The 20,462-nt window shown below is 72.5% G+C and carries 15 protein-coding genes; 5 read left to right on the forward strand and 10 right to left on the reverse strand.

Annotation, left to right across the window (positions count from 1 at the left end):
* Nucleotides 1-95 precede the first annotated feature (95 nt).
* The 3 genes from Vlu01_RS14275 to Vlu01_RS14285 are packed head-to-tail and all read left to right on the forward strand — an operon-like array spanning nt 96 to nt 2,342.
* Nucleotides 96-755 (forward strand): 5-oxoprolinase subunit B family protein, encoded by a 660-nt coding sequence (locus Vlu01_RS14275; RefSeq protein ID WP_203998939.1) that lies wholly within the window; start codon nt 96-98, stop codon nt 753-755.
* Nucleotides 752-1,609 (forward strand): 5-oxoprolinase subunit C family protein, encoded by an 858-nt coding sequence (locus Vlu01_RS14280; protein WP_203998942.1) that lies wholly within the window; start codon nt 752-754, stop codon nt 1,607-1,609. Before Vlu01_RS14275 ends, Vlu01_RS14280 begins: the two co-directional genes overlap by 4 nt.
* Nucleotides 1,593-2,342, forward strand: a complete 750-nt coding sequence (locus Vlu01_RS14285; RefSeq protein ID WP_203998944.1) for a LamB/YcsF family protein — start codon at nt 1,593-1,595, stop codon at nt 2,340-2,342. Before Vlu01_RS14280 ends, Vlu01_RS14285 begins: the two co-directional genes overlap by 17 nt.
* Nucleotides 2,343-2,408: 66 nt before the next feature.
* On the opposite strand, the gene Vlu01_RS14290 is transcribed toward Vlu01_RS14285, so the two are convergent.
* From Vlu01_RS14290 to Vlu01_RS14335, 10 genes are all read right to left on the reverse strand, one after another.
* A complete protein-coding gene (locus tag Vlu01_RS14290) occupies nt 2,409-4,244 on the reverse strand; it encodes an NHL domain-containing thioredoxin family protein (protein ID WP_203998948.1) in 1,836 nt (611 codons plus the stop codon).
* Nucleotides 4,245-4,394: 150 nt separating this feature from the next.
* Complete coding sequence (locus Vlu01_RS14295; RefSeq protein ID WP_203998952.1) at nt 4,395-6,893, reverse strand: LppU/SCO3897 family protein; 2,499 nt, start codon at nt 6,891-6,893, stop codon at nt 4,395-4,397.
* Between the two features lie 341 nt (nt 6,894-7,234).
* Nucleotides 7,235-7,372, reverse strand: a complete 138-nt coding sequence (locus Vlu01_RS14300) for a hypothetical protein (RefSeq protein ID WP_165521953.1) — start codon at nt 7,370-7,372, stop codon at nt 7,235-7,237.
* A gap of 218 nt (nt 7,373-7,590) precedes the next feature.
* The gene (locus tag Vlu01_RS14305; protein WP_203999408.1) at nt 7,591-9,051 is read right to left on the reverse strand and encodes a dihydrolipoamide acetyltransferase family protein; all 1,461 of its coding nucleotides are present in this window, start codon (nt 9,049-9,051) and stop codon (nt 7,591-7,593) included.
* A gap of 5 nt (nt 9,052-9,056) precedes the next feature.
* A complete protein-coding gene (locus Vlu01_RS14310; RefSeq protein WP_203998955.1) occupies nt 9,057-10,046 on the reverse strand; it encodes an alpha-ketoacid dehydrogenase subunit beta in 990 nt (329 codons plus the stop codon).
* Nucleotides 10,046-11,221 (reverse strand): pyruvate dehydrogenase (acetyl-transferring) E1 component subunit alpha, encoded by a 1,176-nt coding sequence (pdhA, locus tag Vlu01_RS14315; RefSeq protein WP_203998958.1) that lies wholly within the window; start codon nt 11,219-11,221, stop codon nt 10,046-10,048. The genes Vlu01_RS14310 and pdhA overlap by 1 nt, the downstream gene beginning before the upstream one ends.
* A 634-nt stretch (nt 11,222-11,855) precedes the next feature.
* The gene (locus Vlu01_RS14320; RefSeq protein ID WP_239095887.1) at nt 11,856-12,584 is read right to left on the reverse strand and encodes a hypothetical protein; all 729 of its coding nucleotides are present in this window, start codon (nt 12,582-12,584) and stop codon (nt 11,856-11,858) included.
* Between the two features lie 149 nt (nt 12,585-12,733).
* The gene (locus Vlu01_RS14325) at nt 12,734-13,954 is read right to left on the reverse strand and encodes a hypothetical protein (RefSeq protein ID WP_203998961.1); all 1,221 of its coding nucleotides are present in this window, start codon (nt 13,952-13,954) and stop codon (nt 12,734-12,736) included.
* A 51-nt stretch (nt 13,955-14,005) separates the two neighbouring features.
* Nucleotides 14,006-15,682 carry a GTPase gene (locus tag Vlu01_RS14330; protein ID WP_203999424.1) on the reverse strand — a complete coding sequence of 559 codons (1,677 nt, stop codon included), beginning with the start codon at nt 15,680-15,682 and terminating at the stop codon, nt 14,006-14,008.
* Between the two features lie 5 nt (nt 15,683-15,687).
* Complete coding sequence (locus Vlu01_RS14335) at nt 15,688-17,553, reverse strand: GTPase domain-containing protein (RefSeq protein ID WP_239095888.1); 1,866 nt, start codon at nt 17,551-17,553, stop codon at nt 15,688-15,690.
* A 219-nt stretch (nt 17,554-17,772) separates the two neighbouring features.
* On the opposite strand from Vlu01_RS14335, the gene dnaK reads away from it, so the two are divergent.
* Nucleotides 17,773-19,644 carry a molecular chaperone DnaK gene (gene dnaK, locus Vlu01_RS14340; protein ID WP_203998964.1) on the forward strand — a complete coding sequence of 624 codons (1,872 nt, stop codon included), beginning with the start codon at nt 17,773-17,775 and terminating at the stop codon, nt 19,642-19,644.
* A gap of 46 nt (nt 19,645-19,690) precedes the next feature.
* Nucleotides 19,691-20,458: a nucleotide exchange factor GrpE gene (gene grpE, locus Vlu01_RS14345; protein ID WP_203998967.1), complete on the forward strand. Its 768-nt coding sequence runs from the start codon at nt 19,691-19,693 to the stop codon at nt 20,456-20,458.
* Nucleotides 20,459-20,462: the final 4 nt, after the last annotated feature.

Here is a 20,462-nt window from a genome sequence, read left to right on the forward strand (position 1 = left end):
TACGACAGCGTAGGTTACTTTCGGGTAGTGTAACTGGTCACCCTCCCCGGCCAGTGGACTACCCGGCAGCGCACGCGCTCCGGGAAGATTACGGAATGCGGATCAGACGGGTCGGCACCCACGCCCTCCTGCTCGACCTCACCCTGCCGGAGGAAGCCGATCCCGCCGTCCCGCCCCGAGGCGAAACCGACGTGGCCAGCATTGTCGAGGCGTGGCGGGCGGAGCTGTGGCGCCGCCGTGACCTGGGCGAGCTGGCCGCCGTCGAGATCGTGCCGGCCGCCACCACCGTGCTGCTCGACGGCGTCACGGATCCGCCGGCCACCGCCGCCCGGCTCGCCACCTGGACGGTCACCGCACTCCCCACCGTCGCAGCCGCCCGCCTCGTGGAGATACCGGTGACGTACGACGGGGAAGACCTCCCCCGGGTGGCGGCTCACTGGCGGACGGACGTACCACGGGTCGTCCGTCGCCTAAGGGACGTCGAGTTCCAGGTCGCGTTCTGTGGGTTCGCACCCGGCTTCGGATACCTCACCGGGCTGCCCGCCGAACTCGCGGTGCCACGGCTGCCGACACCCCGGCCCCGGGTGCCGGCCGGGTCGGTCGCCCTGGCCGGCCGGTACGCGGGGATATACCCCACCGCCTCCCCCGGCGGCTGGTTGCTGATCGGGCGGACCGAACTGACCCTGTTCGACGTGACCGCGGACCCGCCTGCGCTGCTCAGCCCCGGCACCCGGGTCCGGCTGGTGGACCAGTGAACGGCCTCGTCGAGGTGCTCCGGGCCGGGGCGTTGACCACCGTGCAGGACCTCGGCCGGCCCGGCTGGGCACACCTGGGCGTACCCCGATCCGGTGCGCTCGACCCGGCCGCCCTGCGCCTGGCCAACCGGCTGGTCGGCAACCCGGAACCCACAGCCGGGCTGGAGATCACCCTGACCGGCTGCGAGCTGCGCCCCACCCGGGCCACCACGGTCGCCGTGGTCGGTGCCGAGGTCGACGTGCGGGTCGGCCATCGCCCCGGTGACACCGGCCGTCCACTTGCCGTACCGGGCGGGGCGGTGCTGCGCATCGGTCCCGCCCGACGGGGCCTGCGCTGCTGGCTCGCGGTGGCCGGCGGTATCGCCGTCGCACCGGTGCTGGGCAGCCGCTCCACCGACACCCTCGCCGGGCTCGGACCGGCCCCACTGCGCGACGGTGACCTGCTGCCGCTCGGTACACCCGCCGGTCCGCCTGCCCCAGTCGACGTCACCGTGCCCAGGACACCCCCGGCGGAGCTGCGGCTCACCGTTCGGCTCGGTCCCCGGCACGACTGGTTCACTCCGGCGGCGCTGGAAACGCTGCTCGGAACGGCGTACCAGGTGAGCCCGTTGAGCAACCGGGTCGGGGCGCGCCTCAGCGGCGCACCGCTGCCCCGCGCGGTGCCCGGAGAACTGCCCAGCGAAGGGCTCGTCCTCGGCGCGGTGCAGGTGCCGGCGGACGGTCAACCACTGGTCTTCCTCGCCGACCACCCCACCACCGGCGGATACCCGGTCATCGCGGTGGTGGACGACGTGACCCCACTCGCGCAGGCCCGTCCAGGTACTACGGTCAGGTTCCATGGACCTCAACGCTGACCTCGGGGAGGGCTTCGGCATCTGGCGTCTCGGCGACGACCAGGCCCTGCTGAACCTGGTCACCTCCGCCAACGTCGCCTGCGGCTTCCACGCCGGTGACCCGGCCACCATGCGCCGGGTCTGCGCTGCCGCCGCGGAGCGGGGAGTCGCCGTCGGCGCCCAGGTCGGTTACCGGGACCTGGCCGGCTTCGGTCGGCGGCACATCGCGTACGAATTCGCGGAGCTGCGCGACGAGGTGCTCTACCAGCTCGGCGCGCTCAACGCCTTCTGCCGGGCGTACCGCACCCGGGTTCGCTACCTCAAGCCGCACGGCGCGCTCTACCACGCGGCGGCCGGCGAGGAGATGCCCGCGGCGGCCCTGGTGGCCGCCCTCGACGACTACGACCCGGAGCTGCCAGTCCTCTGCCCACCCGGGTCGGTGCTGGCCCAGCTCGCCCAGGGTGCCGGCATCCGGGTGGTGGCCGAGGGATTCGCCGACCGGAACTACCTGCCCAACGGTCGCCTGGTACCGCGCACCGCACCGGACGCGCTGGTCACCGACCCACAGGAGGTGGCCCGCCGGGCGGTACGGATGGCCACCGAGCGGGTCGTGGTGACCGTCGACGGCAGTACGGTCCCGTGCGCGGTGGAGTCGGTGTGCCTGCACGGTGACACCCCCGGCGCGGTGGCCGCCGCGGAACTCGTCCGCGCCGCCCTCGTCAACGCCGGGGTCACCCCAGCACCATTCAGCTGAAAGGAAGGGCACCTTCTTAACGCCTGGTGTAGAGGAAGGGACCCTTCCTAACGGCGCGGGCGGGTGTCAGCCGGCGTCCATGCCCCGCAGGACCAATGGCAGCCGGGCGGCAGCGCCGTCGACCACCCGCACCGGTACGCCCCAGTCCTGCCGGGTCAGATGGCAGGCCGCGTGCTCCACATCGGCGTCACAGGTCGCCGCCTGAGCGGTCACCTGAAGCACCCCCTCGGGCACCGAGCCGTCGATCACCAGGCGGCGGGACAGCTCCGTGCCGGTGCCCGCCCCCTCGACCAGCAGCTCCGGCGGTGACGCCGACACGACGAGTCGAGTGGACGGTCCGAAGGTCTCGTCCAGCTTCTGCCCGGGGGCCGGGGTGAAGACGACATCCAGGACGACCTCGCCCACGGCCAGGTCCGTCGGCCTGCGCTCGGTGCGGTGCCGCGGACCGTCGACGGTCTCCGCGCCGGCTGCCGAGAGCGCGCCGGGTGCGAGCCGCGTGATCCGGTGCGCGGCCGACTCCACCACCAGCACCGAGCCGTCCGCGGTGAGCACCAGGTCGCTCGGCTCGGCCAGACCGGTGGCGACGGTGGCGACCTGATCGCTGGCCGGGTCGTAGCGGCGTACGGCACCGTTGTACGTGTCGGCGATCAGCACCGAGCCGTCGGGCAGGGCACAGACGCCGAGCGGGTGCTGAAGCAGGGCCTGCGCGGCCGGCCCGTCCACGTGACCGAAGTCGAACAGACCCTGACCCACGGCCGTAGTCAGGACGCCGTCCTCGACGTAGCGGATGGCGCTGGTCTCGCTGTCGGCGACCCAGAGCCGGGTGCCGTCGGTGGAGACGGCGAGCCCGGACGGCTGGGCCAGCCACGCCTGCGCCAACGGCCCGTCGCGCAGCGCCTCAACCGTCGTGCCGGCGTACATGCCGGCGGTGCGCTTGATCGGATCGAACCACCAGAGCTGGTGGATACCGGCCATGGCGATGACGATCTTGTCGTCGTACCAGGCGAGGTCCCAGGGCGAGGAGAGGTCCACCGCGAGGGCGTCGTGTGCGTGATCGTCGACCGTGGACCGCCACTGCCGTCCGCTGCCGGCCACGGTGAGCACCTCGCCGGTGGCCAACCGTACGCCCCGCAACTGGTGGTTGACGGTGTCGGCGACCACCAGGTCGTAGCCGGCAACCTCGGCCACGTGTGGCGGAAGCAGACACAGCCCCTGCGGCTCGGAGAAGGTCGCGGCACCGGCGGAGCCGTCGGTCCGGCCGCGCTCGCCGGTGCCGATGGTACGGACCACGGTCTCACCGTCGCCGTCCAGCTCGACCAGGCGGTGCCGCGCCGAGTCGGAGACCAGCAGGCCGCCGTCGGGCAGGGCCACCGCCTTACCCGGGAAGCGGAGGGCGGTCTCCGGTTCGGCGACCGGGACGTACGGGCCGTCTCCCCGGTGCAGGGTGCCCTTGGCCTCGTGGGTGGCGATCAGGTCGTCGATCAGCCGGGCCAGCCCGTTCGCGTGACCCTCACCCGCCATGGTGGCCACCACGTACCCCTCCGGGTCGATCACCGCGAGGGTCGGCCAGGCGCGGGCCGCGTACTGCTGCCACATGTCCAGCTCAGGGTCGTCGAGCACAGGGTGGTGCACGCTGTACCGCTCGACAGCGGCGGCCAGTGCGTCCGGATCCTTTTCGTGCTCGAACTTCGGCGAGTGCACGCCGATCACCACCAGCACGTCGGCGTACTTCTGCTCAAGGGGCCGCAGCTCGTCGAGGACGTGCAGGCAGTTGATGCAGCAGAAGGTCCAGAAATCCGCGATGACGATCTTGCCTCGCAGGTCGGCGAGCGTCAGCTTTCGCCCGCCGGTGTTCAACCAGGCCCGACCTCGAAGCTCGGGAGCCCGCACGCGTGCACTCATGCTCCCATCGTGCCCTACCAGCGGATGCCGGCCGGCTGGAAGGCGGGTCGGAGAGGCGTACCCGACACCCGGCCGGCTCCGTCGGAAGTCGGCCGGACAGCACGAGGCGGGGGCACGGTTACCCGTGACCCCGCCGTCGGTTACGCGATCTCAGCCGCCGGTCGCCTCCTTGAGGCAGAGCACCGGGTTGGCGGTGGCAACGCGAAGGTCCACGTGCGGCATGGCCGGGTCGGGGCACTTGTCCTTCGACTCGACCTTGGACACCACGCTGAAGGCCTCCGGCTCGGAGCAGTCGGCGGCTACGGCGGTGGTGCCGGAGCGCTTGACGCAGGAGCCGACCGGCGGGTCGAAGGCGTTCGCGTCGTCCGAGCCGCCGATCATGCCGAGGAGCATCAGCAGGCCGAGCGGGATGGCCAGGATGAGCACGGCGGCGACCAGCACCGCGGCGAGGACCCGTCCGTTGCGCACCTTGGGTGGCGGGGCTTCCGGGGTCGGCTCGGCCACCGGCTTGAATGCTTCAAAGCGACCCTGCTCCGCATCACCCGACCCGCTGCCCGGACCCGGGCTCCACGGCGGCGCGGACTGCGGCGGTGGAGGGAACATGTTGTGCTCGCCGCCCGGCTCCGAGCGGACGGGAGAGCCGTAGGTGCCTGGACGCTCGGACGGCCCGCCGAACGGATCATTGCCCGGGCTGCCGAACGGGTCGCGTGGTGCACCGGCGAACGGGTCGGCCGGGTGTTCCGGCTCGGCGTGCGGCCGTACCCCGTTGACCGGCCGGTTGGTCGGCGGTGCGTCCACGAAGGACGGTATCCCCGGCGGGAAGGAGGGCGGGGCGGGCGGGGCCGGCGGGGCGGCCGGCGAAGCCGGGGCGGCCGGGCCGGCGAAGGCGTTCGGCCCACCCAGTGGTGGCTCCCGGTCGGGGAAGCGAGGCTCCGGGGCCGGCTCGAACCGCTCCGGGCCCTGGTCGCCGCGCTCCGCGGCCGGGTCGAAGTCGAACCGACCCGGACTCTGGTCGAAGCGGGGCACCAGTGGCTGCTCGCCGTGCTCCTGGACCGGCTCCTCGGTGTGCTCGGGGCGGGCCGGTCGGCCGTACACCCGGGGTTGGGGCGCGGGTGTACCGGTCGGCCGAACCGCGTGGTCCGCCGGGGGCATGACCCGACTGGACAGCGGCACGGAGGCGCTCGCCGCGATGCCGCTGCCGGTTGCCGGAGTGGTCCGACCCTCGGACTCCGGGGAGGTGCGCGGCGCCGGAATGGCCGGGGACTGGGGATCGTCGTGTCGGGCCTCGGGCTGGCCCCAGGCCACGCCGCCGGCCGGCTGGTCGACCGGGCCGCCGGCCGGTCCGGCCGGGTCATCGGGGTGCGCCGCGGGCTGGGCGAAGGCTGCGGGCGGTGTGGCGGCCAGGCTGGCGCCCGGCACCCGCTGCTCCTGCGGTGGCAACGGCAGCATGTTCGCCGGGGAGATGCCCGGGGCGGGCGTGGGCTGGTAGGCCGGGGCGTCGGCGGGCCGACCCGCGTCGGGCTCGGGGTTGGTACGAGGGGCGGCAGGCTCTGCCGCTGCCTGACCCCACGCCTCACCCGGTGCCCACGGCTGGATGTCGGGCGAGGAGGATCGGTCGGCGGCGGTCCGGGAGGGGAGCGGCTCGGCGGACGGGCTCCAGGACGGCGGTGCCGGATTGCCCCCGGCCCAGCCGGTCGGCTCCTCCCGGGGCGGCGTGGCCCACTCGGGCTGTGCCGGTCGATCACCGCCCGAGTGCCAGCCCTCTGCCGGCTGCTCGCCGGCCCAGCCGCCAGCGGCGGGCTCCCGTCGCTGGCCGGTCGCCCAGTCAGGCTGTTCCGGTTGCTCGGTCGGCCACGCCTCGGCGCGGGAGGATCCGTCGGCGGGTCGCTGCTGCAGACCTTCGCCGGGGGTCGGCACCTGGGCACTGGCCCGGGCCGCCGGCTCGCGGGTGGGCGCCGGTTGCTCGGCCGGTGCCCAGGCGGGCTGGGCAGGATCGGGTTGACCAGCGGTCGAGGCCCAGCTGGGAGGCTGTTCATCGGTACGCGGTGCGTTGGCCCAGTCCGGCTGCTGGCCGCCGGTCCACCCACCGGGTGCCGCCGGGTTGGACTGCCCCGGGGCGGGCTGCCCGCCGGCCCAGTCCGGTTGCCCCGGGGCGGGCTGCCCGCCGGCCCAGTCCGGCTGGCTCGGGGCTGGTTGATTCGGTGCCCAGTCGCCGGGGTGCGCGGTGTCCCCATTGGCGGGATCGCTGGCCCAGGCCGGCCCGGACTGGGCGCCGTTGGCCCAGGCAGGTTGATCCGATGTGGGCGGTCCGGCCGACGCCCAACCCGGAGCGGGCTGCTGCGGCTGGTCACCCGGGGTCGCCCAGCCGGGCTGGTTACCGGCGGGCTGGTCCCAGGCGTCCGGCGTGGTGGCGTCCGCCTGCCGGGTCGACTGGGCACTGCCCCACGCGTTGCCCTGCTGGTTCGCCCATGCTGGTGTGGCGGCGTCCGGGCGTGCGGGTGGCGGTGGAGCCCAACCGAGGTCGGGGGCGGATGCGCCGTACCCGTTGTCCTGCTGAGCCGGTCGGTCGCCGTACGCCGCCGGTCCGCCGCCGCCCGGCGGCACCTCTTCCGGCTCCTGGCCGGGGCGGTGCGGGCCCTCGGACGTCATGTGTGCGCCTCCTCCATCACATGTCGGCCGCCGTTGCCGATGGTCTCGGCAGGGCAGCCGGCGGTGCCGGCGTACCGGCCGTGCCGGCTCCCCGCACCGTAACCCGGTAGCCGCTGGTGGGCTTCCGGGGAGCTCGATCGTCACTGTCCGTCGCTGGGTGGTGTCGAGGTGCTTCTATCGCCTCGGTCCGTTCCCGAGCGCGGACTACGACCGAGCCCACCGTACCGGGCGCTGCGGCGGGGCGGTATCCCGGTGTCAACGGCCGGTCGTAACGCCGACGACCCGCCCGGTTCGCCCGGGCGGGTCGTCGATCTGGAGGAGGCGGATAACGTCGTGTGGCGTCAGTGCATGTGACGCTGGGCGATGGCGAGGATCTCGTCGCGAACTGCGGGCGAACTGGCGGAGCGCAGGGCCCGCTCGATGGCGCGGGCGCGGCGGTTGGCGTCGCGGCGGTTGCGGATTCGCTCGATCATGCTCATGGTGTCTCTCCTCCTGGACTATTCGGTTGTCGTCCCGTCGTCCCTTCTATTGAAGCGCAGCACCCCGGATATTGCCAGCGATTATTAGGTGAGCTGGACCACCAGCCTAAGAATCTTCGGTCAGAGGTGCCGGTGGGCAACTTTTTCTTCACCGAATGGCAACGGCCGGCGTGCCGGGCCTCAACCCGTGGCACACCGGCCGTTGTCGTCGTGACGCGTCAGGTCCAGGCGAGCAGCGCCGCCTCCGGATCGGCGAGGAAGTCGCCCACGTCGCGGAGGAACTTCGAACCCAGCTCGCCGTCGATGATCCGGTGGTCGAAGGAGAGGCCGAGCGTGGTGACCAGGCGCGGCTTGACCTTGCCCTTGTGGACCCAGGGCTGCTCGCGGACCGCACCGAAGGCCAGGATCGCCGACTCGCCCGGCGGCAGGATGGGCGTACCGGTGTCCACCCCGAACACCCCGACGTTGGTGATCGTCAGGGTGCCGCCGGACATGTCGGCCGGCGAGGTCTTCCCGGCCTTGGCGGTCTGCACCAGGTCGGTCATCGCGTCGGCCAGCTCACGCAGGGTCAACCGGCCGGCGTCCTTGATGTTCGGCACGATCAGGCCGCGCTCGGTGGCTGCCGCGATCCCCAGGTTGACGTACTCCTTGACGACGATCTCGTCGCCGGCCCAACTGGAGTTGACCATCGGGTGTCGCCGGACCGCCAGCAGCACCGCCTTGGCGACCAGCAGCAGCGGCGAGACCCGTACGTCGCGCCACTCCCGCCGCCCGCGCAGCCGGTCCAACGCCTTCATCGCCCGGGTCACATCCACGGTCAGGAACTCGGTGACGTGCGGGGCGGTGAAGGCCGAACGGGACATGTTCTCGGCGGTGAGCCGGCGTACTCCCTTGACCGGAATGCGTTGCTCGCGGTCCGCGCCGAAGCTCGCGGCCGAGCTGACCACGGAGCTGACCGTCGACGGCTCGGCCGCTGCCGGGGTTGCCGCGGCCCGCTGTACGTCCTCCCGGGTGATCGAGCCGGACGGTCCGGAGCCGATCAGCGTGCCCAGGTCAACCCCGAGATCCTTGGCGAGCTTGCGTACCGGCGGCTTGGCCAGCACCACGCCGTTGCTCCGACCGTTGCCCTCGACCGTGGACTGGACCGGTGCCGGGGCGACCTGAGCCGGGACAGCCTGCACCGGCGCGGTCGCTGCCGGCGTGCTGGTGACCGAGGCCGTGCCCTTGCGGGGGCGACGCTTCGCCGCCGTGGTACGCGGGCCGTAGCCGACGAGAACGGCGGTACGGCCACCCGGGGCGGGGCCGCCGATCAGGCCCGGCTCGACCGCGCCCTCGGTCGGAGCGTCCTCGACGGCGGCCAACGACGCCGCTGACGGAGTGGGTAGGTCGGTGGCGGGCGTACCGGTGGTCGACTGCTCGACCGGGCCGGCGCCCGGGTCGGTGTCGATCGCGATGATCGGGGTACCGACCTCGACCGTGGTGCCCTCCGGGTGGAAGATCGCCTGAACCTGGCCGGCCCACTTCGCCGGAATCTCCACGGCCGCCTTGGCCGTCTCCACCTCGACGATCGGCTGGTTCAACTCGATCGTGTCGCCCACCTTGACCAGCCAGGCGAGGATCTCACCCTCGGTCAGGCCCTCGCCCAGGTCGGGCAGGTTGAACTCCTTGATCCGCGACATGCCGCTCACCAGCCGAAGGTGCGGTCGACGGCGTCGAGCACCCGGTCGAGGTCGGGAAGGTACTCCTCCTCCACCCGGGCCGCCGGGTAAGGGGTGTCGAAGCCCGCCACCCGCAGCACCGGCGACTCCAGGGAGTAGAAGCACTCCTCGGTGATCCGGGCCGCGATCTCCGCACCCAGACCGACGTTGGACGGTGCCTCGTGCACCACCACCGCGCGGCCGGTGCGCCGCACCGACTCGTACACCACGCCGAGGTCCAGCGGGGAGAGCGTGCGCAGGTCGATGACCTCCAGGTTCCGCCCGTCCTCGGCAGCGGCCGTCGCCGCGTCGAGGCAGGTACGCACCATCGGGCCGTACGCGAGCAGGGTGGCGTCGGTGCCGGCCCGCGCGACCCGGGACGCGTGCAGCGGGTACGCCTCGGACAGCGGGGCGTCCAGGTCGACCTGCCCCTTCTCCCAGTAGCGCCGCTTGGGCTCCAGGAACACGATCGGATCATCCGAGGCGATGGCCTGCTGGATCATCACGTAGGCGTCCTGTGGGCTGGCGCAGGAGACCACCTTGAGACCAGCGGTGTGCGCGAAGTACGCCTCGGGTGACTCTGAGTGGTGCTCCACCGCGCCGATGCCGCCGCCGAACGGGATCCGGATGACCATCGGAATGTTGAGCTTGCCCCGCGAGCGGTAGTGCATCTTCGCCACCTGCGACACGATCTGGTCGTACGCCGGGTAGACGAAACCGTCGAACTGGATCTCGCAGACCGGCCGGTAGCCACGGATGGCCAGGCCGACCGCGGTGCCGATGATGCCGGACTCGGCGAGCGGAGTGTCGATCACCCGCTGGTCGCCGAAGTCCTTCTGCAATCCGTCGGTGATCCGGAAGACGCCGCCGAGCTTGCCGACGTCCTCGCCCATGATGACGACCTTCGGGTCGTTCTCCAGGGCCTTGCGCAGGCCGATGTTGAGGGCCTTGCCGAGGGTGAGCGTCTCCGTGGCCATCAGTGCGCGCTCCCCTCGAACGAGTCAAAGTACCGGCTGAACTGCGCGCGCTGTTCGTCCAGCAGCGGCGACCCGTTGGGGTAGACGTGGTCGAACATGGTGCTCGGCTCCGGGTTCGGCATGGCGAGCACCCGTTCACGCAGGTCCACCGCCTCCCGGCGGGCCTGCTCGTCGACCTCGGTGAAGAAACCGCTGTCGGCGATCTTCTCTCGCTCCAGGAACGCCTTCATCCGGGCGATCGGGTCCTTGGCCTGCCACGCCTCGACCTCGCTTGCGATGCGGTAGCGGGTCGGGTCGTCGGAGGTGGTGTGCGCGCCCATCCGGTAGGTGTACGCCTCGATCAGGCTCGGGCCCTGCCCGTGCCGGGCGTTGTCCAGCGCGTGCCGGGTCACCGCGTACGTCGCCAGCACGTCGTTGCCGTCGACCCGGATGCCGGGGAAGCCGAAGCCGGCGGCCCGCCGGTAGAGGGGGATGCGGGTCTGCCGCTCCAGCGGCTCGGAGATGGCGTACTGGTTGTTCTGGCAGAAGAACACCAGCGGGGAGTTGAACACGCCGGCCCAGACGAACGCCTCGTTGACGTCGCCCTGGCTGGTGGCGCCGTCGCCGAAGTAGGCGATCACCGCCTCGCCGTCGTCGGTGCCGGTCTTGCCGTCCATCGCGACGCCCATGGCGTAACCGGTCGCGTGCAGGGTCTGCGCCCCGATCACGATCGTGTACATGTTGAACTTGAACTCGTTCGGATCCCAGCCACCCTGGTCGACCCCGCGGAACAGGCCCAGCGGCATGATCGGGTCGATGCCACGGCAGTAGAGCACGCCGTGCTCGCGGTAGGTGGGGAACGCCATGTCCTGGGTACGCAGCGCCCGACCGGAACCGACCTGCGCCGCTTCCTGGCCGAGCAGGCTCGCCCAGATGCCCAGCTCGCCCTGCCGTTGCAGGGCGGTCGCCTCGGCGTCCAGCTTCCGCACGAGTACCAGGTCACGGTAGAGGCCGCGGTACTCCTCGTCAGTGAAGTCGACGCGGTACTCGATGCCGTCCGGACCGGTCACGCTCTCGATCCGCTCACCCGAGGGCGTGAGCAGCTGCACCAGCTCCGGATCGCCGGTCGTGGCCTTCCTGGATCGGGGCGCGGCTCGCCGGCCGCGGGCCGGGGCCCCGGGGTCGCCCTTTGCCATCCGTCTCTCCCTGTCGTGTCTGCGTCGGCACCGGGGGGTCACCCGGCCGCGCGACTCGTGCGCCCGCCCCGGCTGGTGCCGGGATGGTTCCTGGCGGCCGCGCCTGACCCCGGTAGGGGTTGCCGCGCGGCATGAGCCGGATTCTGGCCGAACCCGGTTCGGGAGCGCCGGCGCCCAGTCGCGCCTACCGCGTGGGTGCGCGGAGGTCGCGGCTGCGCTGCCGCCGTGCCTCCAGTCTCGCATCAGAGGTGAGGCGTCCCACACCCTGCCCGGCCCGCATCCGCTGGCCGGCCCGCTTCGTTACCTGAAGAGCCGGACTGTCGGGTCCAGCGACGCGCGACCGATCCGGTGATGGTTCGTCACCATTCGGCCAGATACGCGTGTCGACACGCGGTGTGGGGTTGGCTTACGCAGAGTCACTGGCCCAGGCTGATCGCGCGGGCCGGATCCAGCTTCGGCGGCCCGCCGGGGTGCCCATCGGGGCGGCCCCGGCCAGGGGCGACGACGAGGAGAGCGTGGTGTCCGAACCAGGTGAAGATCCCGGGACGCCGATCCTCGGACGGCACCGGGCACCCGGCTACCGCCGCGTGGTGGGTGCGCACCGGGCCGTGCGCACCGCCGGGCCCAGCCGGGGCTATCTACTGACGGTGGCGCTACTCGCCGGCACGGCCTCGATGCCGGTTCTCGCCGCAATCAGCACCGGCTCCGCGACGGTCGGCAGCACGGCGTTGCCGGACGGCGGCACGCCGTTCATCCCCACGCCCTCCATCGGTCCGGTGGTGGTCCCGCCGCCACCCACCGGCGCTCCGACCGCCACCGCGACCGCGGTGCCCTCGGTCGAGCCGGCGGCACCGCCGGTCAACCCCGTGGTGCCGACACCACGGCTGACGACGGTCGGCACACCGGTCGAGCACGCGCCGGCCCGCCGCCCCAGCGCCCCGGCGACCGTACCGGCTCCTCGACCGCCCAGCAGCACACCGGCCCCGCGTCCAGCGCCAACCCCGATCCGTACACCGACGCCGGCCCCGACCAGCGGCTCGCCCTCGCCGACCGACGATCCGGACCCGCCGACCGCCTCGGCCGACCCGAGCGACGCCGTCGACCCGACCGAGTCGAGCGCTCCACCGACCACGGAGCCGAGCCCGTCGAGCGATCCTTCCGCGTCCGCCGACCCGACCGCGTCGAGTGATCCGCCGCCGGTCACCGACCCGACCGCGTCGAGTTCACCTTCCGGGCCCGCCGCTCCGACCGCGTCGGTCAGTCCATCGGTCACCCCGGGCGATGCCGAACCCACGTCGGACTCCTCACCGACCCACCCGGTCACCGAACTGGTGCCGCCGTTCACACCCGAACGCAGCCGCACCGCCCGGATCCGACGGCGCGACCGCTGTCGACCCGCCGGTTCGACCGACGGCGCCGGCCGCGAGGCGGACCACTGACCGGACGCTCGACCGCCGGTCCGACGGCGGCAGCCGCCGGTCGACGGAGGGATGCGATGGCACCCTGGAATGTTCAGCCGTCGTCAGCGAGGCGGTGCCGGTTGGCCTCGATCCAGGCGTCCAGGGCTGCCGGATCGTCCGGGTCGATGCCGTCTGCCATCAACTGCGCCACTGCGGCGGTGGCCGGGCTGCGCCGCTCGCCGGTTGCGTAGAGCCGGACGAACTCCGGCACCATCTCCTCGATCGCGGCGTCCGTCGCGGCGGCGGCCGCCTCGGGCAGCCCGCGCCTGCGGGCCGCGTATCCGGCCCAGGCGCGCAACACCCGGGGCAGCATCGCCGCGTCGTCCATGTCGAGCACCGCCCGGCGGTGCACCCAGTCGAGCAGGAAGAGGCCGGAGACGGTCGGACTCCACCGGAGCGGATCCGCGTCGGGGAAGGTGGCCGCGTGGTCGAGCAGCAGGCCCAGACAGAAGTGCAGCGAGGCCAGTTCGGCACCGTCGACCGCGTCCAGTCCGGCCCGGGCCGCGTCAGGTGAGGCCAGGAAGCGGCGGATCTCTGCGGTCCGTTCGGCGTCGGGCAGCGGGTCGTCCGCCCGACGGGGCGGTGGTGCGGTCGCAGCCGGCAGGACCGCCAACCGGGCCCCGACGAGCGCCCGGTCGGTGGCCAGCGAGGCGGCACCGGGCAGCTGACCCAGGTGATCGGTGACGGCCAGGTGGCGGCTCACCTCGTCACGCACCCGGGTCGGACTCTCCTCCCGGAACCAGGTCAGCTCGTCCTCGGCGCACAGCTGCTGGACCTGCTCCAGGATCCGGCTCGCCGGGCCGCCGACGAAGACGTCCTTGGTGATGCCGATGTTGTGGTCGATCAGGGCCACGAGGGCGTGTTCCGGTCCACCGATGGCGTTGTCATAGGCGAACGTTGCCAGGTAGGAGGTCTGGTCGCCGTACACGTCGCCGTACGCCCAGGTGCCGGTGAGGTGCACCTTGCCGAGTTGCCCGGACCAGGCCGGTGCGGTCGCACCGGGCCGGACCCGGTCCGCGCCGGCGGCGTCCGGTACCAGGGCGGCGAAGACGGCCCGGACCGTCGTCGCCGCGACCGCTCGCCGTCTCGACGTGGCCGCGAGGAATCCGCCGACGAAGTCCCGCACCGCCGCCTCCCGGTCCGTCTCGGCGACCTCGTACACGCTGCCCAGCAGTGCCGCGCCGAGCATCTCCGCGTCGAAGGCCGAGTCGAGCTTGGTCACGTCGCGTGCGGCGTGCAGCACCGCGTCGTAAGGGGTCTTTGGCGTGGCCATGACCTGACCCTACGCCGATCGCGTTGCGTCCAGGAACGTTCGCGGGCCGGCTCAACGGTGGCGGGCGACCTCAAGGACGGTACGCGCGTCGGCGTGCGCGGCGATGACGGCACGCACCGGGTTCAGCACGTGCTGTTCGCCGACGCTGGCCACGGCCCGGATCAGTTGCGCCTCGGCCCGTCGGCGGGCCCGCCGGGCCGCCCACCTCACCAAGGGGCGGATCAGGGCGGCGACGAGCAGCCCGGCCAGCAGTCCACCGAGCAGCAGCAGGGTCGGCACCGGCACCTCACCGACCATCGGATGCCGCAGCGCCGGCAATCCCAACGCCCGCACCGCGTAGCCGAGGAGCAGCCAGCCCAACCCGGCCACCGCGGCGAGAGTCAGCAGCCACTGCAACCCGCCGACCAGTCGCCACCAGATGCGAGGGCGGTCCATCCCGAAGTCGGTGCCGGCGAGCGCGCTATCAAGGGCGTCCGGCAGGTCGCCGAGGCGGGACCGGGCCGCCGTGGCCATCGCGTCCGGCCAGGCGTTCGGCAGCCCGGCACCGGCCCGCTCCGCCACCGTACGTAGGGCCAGCGCCAGCGCGGACTTGTCGGCCGCGCTGGGCTCGGGCACGGAGGTCGCGGCCACCAGGTTCTCCGCCGGGTCCCCACCGACCCGCCGCTCGGGCAGGTGCAGTCGGCGCAGCGGGTCGGCGCGCAGCCGCCGCCAGAACCGCATCAACGGCCAGCCGGTGGCCGCCGCCGCGCGGTGCCGGTACGCCTGCTCGACCGCCTCCACGACGGTGGGAATCCCCGCTGCCGCGCACAGGGCACGGTCCAGCGCGGCGACCGCGGGATCGTCGCTGGCGAGCGCGGTGCGGGGCGCGCCGACCATCTCGTCCAGCGTGGCGACGACGGCGTCCACGTCACTGGAGAGACGACGTAACGCGGCCTGACGTTCGGCGACGGTGCGCTCCAGCGCTGTCCGCAACCTTTCCGGACCGTCGGCATCGGCGACGTTGGTGGCGAGCAGGGGCACCCCGTCGAGCCCGTCCGCGTCGAGCAGGCGGCGCAGGTCGGCCAGGACCCGGGGCACCTCGGTCGGGGACAGCCGGTCGGTCTGGTTGAGCACGACCACGGTCACGTCCCGGTGCCGGTGGAACTCGCGAAGGTAGCTGCGGTGCATCACCCGGTCGGCGTACTTCTGCGGGTCGACCACCCAGACCATCAGGTCCACGAGGCCGAGCAGCCGGTCCACCTCCAGCCGGTGCGAGTGCTCGACGGAGTCGAAGTCGGGTAGGTCCAGCAGGATCAGCCCGTGCAGCGTCGACTCGTCGTCCCCGTCGAGCAGGCTCTCCCGTACGAACCGGTGGCGGGGCAGCACACCGAGCCAGTCGAGCAGCCGGTTGCCGCCGTCGAGCGGGCCCCAGACACAGGCGTGGGTGACACCCGTGGTGGGTCGGCGTACCCCGACGGGCGAGAGGTCCATCCGGGCCATGGCGTTGAACAGGCTCGACTTGCCGCTGCCGGTGGCACCGGCCAACGCCACCACGGTGTGGTCGCGGGAGAGTGCCAGCCGGGTGCCGGCCCGTTCGACCAGGGTGCGTGCCGGCACCAACGGAGTGTCCGGCAGGTGGCCGTCGACGATGCCGAGGAATCGCCGCACCGCCTCCAGCCGGGCGACCAACTGGTCGGCGTCCACCCGGCCGTCGGCGATACGCAACGCCTCCCGCAGGCGTCCGCCCATGCCGGTCACGGCTGCTCCCCATCGGTCACCGGGGCGTCGACATCCGGCGCGTCGGCGCTGAGCACGGGTGCGGTGTCGGCGAAGCCGCTGCGCAACCGGGCCGCCTCCACGCGTTCGGCCGCCTGACGCAGGGCTGTCGCGGTGCGGGCCGCCGGTCTGGCCTGCCGGGTTCGCGCGAGATAGCGGGTGGCTTCCTCGTCCAGCAGCACCGTCACCCGTTCCAGCAGATTTTCTCTGGCCTTTCGGGCCAGGGTACGCACGGCCTGGTCGCCGAAGATCGCCTGGAGCACGGCCTGACCGGCGAGGGTGGTGCCGGCCCCGGTGGCGACCTCCAGCCCGGTCGGGATGAAGGCGGTGGAGGCGAAGACCGCGATCATCACGGCCAGCCCGGTGGCATTGACCGCGTACGCCGCCGTCCGCGCCACGAAGCGTCGGTCGCCGCCCTCGGCCCGGACCAGCTCCAGCACGCCGCGCTGCCAGTCTCGGACCAGCCGCTCGGCGCGCTGCGGCAGGTCGGCGGAGTGGTGGGCGAGGTCGGGTTCGAGCAGGGCCGCGCCGGCCGGGTGCGCCTTCCATCCGGTGTACGCGTGCTCTGCCGCCTCGGCGGCCACGCCCCGCAGCAGGGTGACCAGTTGCGACTCGATGGCGTCGCGCAGCTCCACGGCGGGGGCCGGGCGACGGGAGAACGCGGCCATGACCCGGTCCCGCAGTCGGCCGATCCGTGCCTCGAGGGTGCGGAAGATGTCGCTGGTGCCGATGAACTCCTGCCAGCGGGCGAGTACCTCGCCACGGAGCAGCCGACCGTCGCGCAGCCCCTGCTCGACGGTCCGGTGCGCGGCCCGGTACGCCGCGCGTACCCGGTCGTCCATCGCATCGACGGCGGCGACCTGCTCGTCGACGGCGGCGGCCAGGCGCTCGACGGTGGGGTGCAGGAGGGCCAGCGCACCGCCCAACGTCTGACGGACCACCGCCGAGCGGGCGTCCGCGTCGGCGGCGAGCCGGGCGAACCAGTCCGCCAGCGGGGCGGTGCTCCGGCCCGGTAGCAGGCCCTGCCCGTCGATCCAGGTTTCCGGGAGCACGAACAGCGGTGCCGAGTCGAGCCCCTGTTCGGCGAGCATCTCGGCCAGGTGGGTGGCCACCTCGTCGGTCGCCTCCGCGGGCACCCGGTTGAGCACCAGGGCGAGCACCGCACCTCTGACCCGCGCGCCGTGCAGCAGTTCCCAGGGAACGGCGTCGGCGTAGCGGGCGGCGGTGGTGACGAAGAGCCAGAGGTCGGCGGCGGCGAGCAGTTGGTTGGCCAGGGCCCGGTTGGCGTCGACCACCGAGTCGACGTCGGGGGCGTCCAGGAAAGCCAGCCCAGGAGGGAGCGCCGGGGCGGTGACCAGGTGCAGGGTGCGGGGATCGTCGCCGGGCTGGTTCGTGCGGGTCAGCCCGGGCAGCAGCTCGCCCCGGCGGAACCAGGCAGAGTCGGCCGGGTTGCAGACCAGGACCGGAGATCGGGTGGTGGGCCGCAGCACCCCGGCAGCGCTGACCCGGGCCTGCACCAGACTGTTGACCAGGGTCGACTTGCCGGCGCCGGTGGATCCGCCGACCACCACGAGCAGCGGTGCGTCGAGGCGGGCCAGGCGTGGCAGCAGGTAGTCGTCGAGCTGGTCGGCGAGGGAGGCGACGCTACGCGCCGCCGGCTCGGCCGAGGGCAGCGCCAGCGGGAACCGGGCCTCCCCGATCGCGGCACGCAGGCCGGTCAGGGCGTCTGGCAGGGTGTCGTCCCCGGTGGCCCCGGGCCGGTCCTCCCCGGCGCCGGTGAACCCGGTGCGGGCTGCGACGGCGGGCGCGCCGGACAGTGAGGCGGGATCGCCGTGCGTCGTCACCGCTAAAGCGTGCCCGACGACACAAGGTAAGACAACCAGTCAGTAGGACTGACGAGTTGCGCCCATCCGACTCAACCCTGACTTGACGATTTCCGGGGGCGTGGCACTATTGAGTCAAGTCCACTCAACTTGAGGTGGGGTCGCTGGGGGCGGCACCTGCCGCGCAGCGCGACGGGAGGGCCCGTCACCTGCTCAACGTAACGAAGCGAGGAAGCGAAGATGGCACGTGCGGTCGGTATCGACCTCGGCACGACGAACTCCTGCGTCAGCGTTCTGGAGGGCGGTGAGCCCACCGTCATCGCCAACGCTGAGGGCTCGCGGACGACCCCGTCGATCGTCGCGTTCGCCCGTAACGGCGAGGTGCTCGTCGGTGAGGTCGCCAAGCGCCAGGCGGTGACGAACCCGGACCGGACGATCCGTTCGGTCAAGCGGGAGGTCGGCACCAACTGGTCCGTCGACATCGACGGCAAGAAGTACACCTCGCAGGAGATCTCGGCCCGGACGCTGATGAAGCTCAAGCGGGACGCCGAGGCCTACCTGGGCGAGCAGATCACCGACGCGGTGATCACCGTCCCGGCCTACTTCAACGACGGCCAGCGTCAGGCCACCAAGGAGGCCGGTGAGATCGCCGGCTTCAACGTGCTGCGGATCGTGAACGAGCCGACCGCGGCGGCGCTGGCGTACGGGCTGGACAAGGGCTCCAAGGAGCAGACCGTCCTGGTCTTCGACCTCGGTGGCGGCACCTTCGACGTGTCGCTGCTGGAACTGGCCGAGGGTGTCATCGAGGTCAAGTCGACAAGCGGTGACAACCTGCTCGGTGGTGACGACTGGGATCAGCGGATCATGGACCACCTGGTGAAGACCTTCCGGGGCGAGCACGGCATCGACCTGTCGCAGGACAAGATGGCGATGCAGCGGCTCAAGGAGGCCGCCGAGAAGGCCAAGATCGAGCTGTCGGCCGCCACCACCAGCAACATCAACCTGCCGTACATCACCGCCGGCGCGGCCGGTCCCCTGCACCTGGACGTGACGCTCAGCCGGGCCGAGTTCCAGCGGATGACGCAGGATCTGCTGGACCGCTGCAAGGGCCCGTTCGAGCAGGCCGTCAAGGACGCGGGCATCAAGGTCTCCGACGTCGAGCACGTGATCCTCGTCGGCGGCTCGACCCGGATGCCGGCCGTGACCGACCTGGTCAAGCAGCTCACCGGCCGCGAGCCCAACAAGGGTGTCAACCCGGACGAGGTCGTCGCCGTGGGCGCCGCCCTTCAGGCCGGCGTGCTCAAGGGCGAGGTCAAGGACGTCCTGCTGCTCGACGTGACGCCGCTGAGCCTGGGCATCGAGACCAAGGGCGGCATCTTCACGAAGCTGATCGAGCGCAACACCACCATCCCGACCAAGCGCTCCGAGGTCTTCACCACCGCCGACGACAACCAGCCGTCGGTGCTGATCCAGGTCTTCCAGGGCGAGCGCGAGATCGCCGCGTACAACAAGAAGCTCGGCACCTTCGAGCTGACCGGCCTTCCGCCGGCCCCGCGCGGCGTGCCGCAGATCGAGGTCACCTTCGACATCGACGCGAACGGCATCGTCAACGTCCACGCCAAGGACCTGGGCACCGGCAAGGAACAGAAGATGACGATCACGGGCGGCTCCTCGCTGCCCAAGGACGACATCGAGCGGATGCGCCGGGACGCCGAGGAGCACGCGGAGGAGGACAAGCGCCGCCGCGAGGAGGCCGAGACCCGCAACGTCGCCGAGGCCCTGCAGTGGCAGACCGAGAAGTTCCTCGCCGAGAACGGTGAGAAGCTCCCCGCGGAGAACCGCGAGAAGCTCAACGAGGCTCTCGGTGAGCTGCGCGGCGCTCTCGGTGGCAGCGACATCGAGAAGATCAAGTCGGCGCACGAGCGGCTCGCGCAGGTCTCCCAGGAGGCGGGCTCGCTGCTCTACGCCCAGCAGGCCGAGCAGTCCCAGGCGGGGGGCGAGGCCGGCCCGGCCGGTGATGCCGGTGCGACCGGTGGTGCGCAGGCCGGCGGCGCGCGGTCCGGTGCCGACGACGTGGTCGACGCGGAGATCGTGGACGAGGACAAGAAGTGACGGTCCTGGCCACCCGAGCTCACGGGCAGAGGGATGAGGGAGTCGTATGACGGAGAAGCCACGAGCCGCTGACCCGGGTGACACCGGGGCGGCGCCGGGTGGCTCGGCGTCCGAGCCGGCCGCCGGCGACGCGCCGCGGGTCGTCATCCGTAACAATCGCAAGATCAGCCAGATCCGGGAGCCGGACGGTACGGCGGCGGACGCCGGACCGGATGAGCCAGCGGAGGGTCTGGTCGAGGAGGCCGAAATCGTGGTCGACTCGATCGAGGTGGAGGCGAGCGCGCTGAGTGAACCGTCCGCCTCCGGAGGCCCGCCGGTGGTCGACTCTCCGGCACGTGCGGTCGGCGAGTCGTCGGCCGAGTCGACCGCCGGTGGGCTGGGTGCCGAGTTGGAGGCGCTCCGCGTCGAGTTGGACGAGCGCACCCGCGACGTGCAGCGGGTGTCGGCCGAGTACGCCAACTACCGCAAGCGGGTCGAGCGCGACCGTGGCCTGGTCACCGAGCAGGCCACCGCGTCCGTACTCGCCGCGCTGCTGCCGATCCTGGACGATCTCGACCGGGCCCGGGAGCACGGCGACCTGGTCGGCCCGTTCGGTTCGGTGGCCGAGCAGCTCATCGCGGCGTTGGGCAAGTTCGGGTTGGCTCCGTTCGGTGAGCAGGGCGACCCGTTCGACCCGACGCGCCACGAGGCGGTGGCCCACCAGACCTCGGCCGACGTGACCGAGTCGACCTGCGTGCAGGTGATGCGTCGGGGCTACCAGGTCGGTGAGCGACTGCTGCGGCCCGCGATGGTCGCGGTCGCCGATCCGGAGTAGTGCG

This window comes from Micromonospora lutea, assembly GCF_016863535.1.
In the GTDB taxonomy this organism is placed as follows: Bacteria; Actinomycetota; Actinomycetes; order Mycobacteriales; family Micromonosporaceae; genus Micromonospora; species Micromonospora lutea.

What these genes read in the sequence shown, in the direction of transcription:
- Vlu01_RS14290 (WP_203998948.1), bottom strand. Translation starts at nt 4,244, where the DNA reads ATGAGTGCACGCGTGCGGGCTCCCGAGCTTCGAGGTCGGGCCTGGTTG.
- Vlu01_RS14330 (WP_203999424.1), bottom strand. Translation starts at nt 15,682, where the DNA reads ATGGGCGGACGCCTGCGGGAGGCGTTGCGTATCGCCGACGGCCGGGTG.
- dnaK (WP_203998964.1), top strand. Translation starts at nt 17,773, where the DNA reads ATGGCACGTGCGGTCGGTATCGACCTCGGCACGACGAACTCCTGCGTC.
- Vlu01_RS14275 (WP_203998939.1), top strand. Translation starts at nt 96, where the DNA reads ATGCGGATCAGACGGGTCGGCACCCACGCCCTCCTGCTCGACCTCACC.
- Vlu01_RS14295 (WP_203998952.1), bottom strand. Translation starts at nt 6,893, where the DNA reads ATGACGTCCGAGGGCCCGCACCGCCCCGGCCAGGAGCCGGAAGAGGTG.
- Vlu01_RS14325 (WP_203998961.1), bottom strand. Translation starts at nt 13,954, where the DNA reads ATGGCCACGCCAAAGACCCCTTACGACGCGGTGCTGCACGCCGCACGC.
- Vlu01_RS14300 (WP_165521953.1), bottom strand. Translation starts at nt 7,372, where the DNA reads ATGAGCATGATCGAGCGAATCCGCAACCGCCGCGACGCCAACCGCCGC.
- Vlu01_RS14310 (WP_203998955.1), bottom strand. Translation starts at nt 10,046, where the DNA reads ATGGCCACGGAGACGCTCACCCTCGGCAAGGCCCTCAACATCGGCCTG.
- grpE (WP_203998967.1), top strand. Translation starts at nt 19,691, where the DNA reads ATGACGGAGAAGCCACGAGCCGCTGACCCGGGTGACACCGGGGCGGCG.
- Vlu01_RS14285 (WP_203998944.1), top strand. Translation starts at nt 1,593, where the DNA reads ATGGACCTCAACGCTGACCTCGGGGAGGGCTTCGGCATCTGGCGTCTC.
- Vlu01_RS14305 (WP_203999408.1), bottom strand. Translation starts at nt 9,051, where the DNA reads ATGTCGCGGATCAAGGAGTTCAACCTGCCCGACCTGGGCGAGGGCCTG.
- pdhA (WP_203998958.1), bottom strand. Translation starts at nt 11,221, where the DNA reads ATGGCAAAGGGCGACCCCGGGGCCCCGGCCCGCGGCCGGCGAGCCGCG.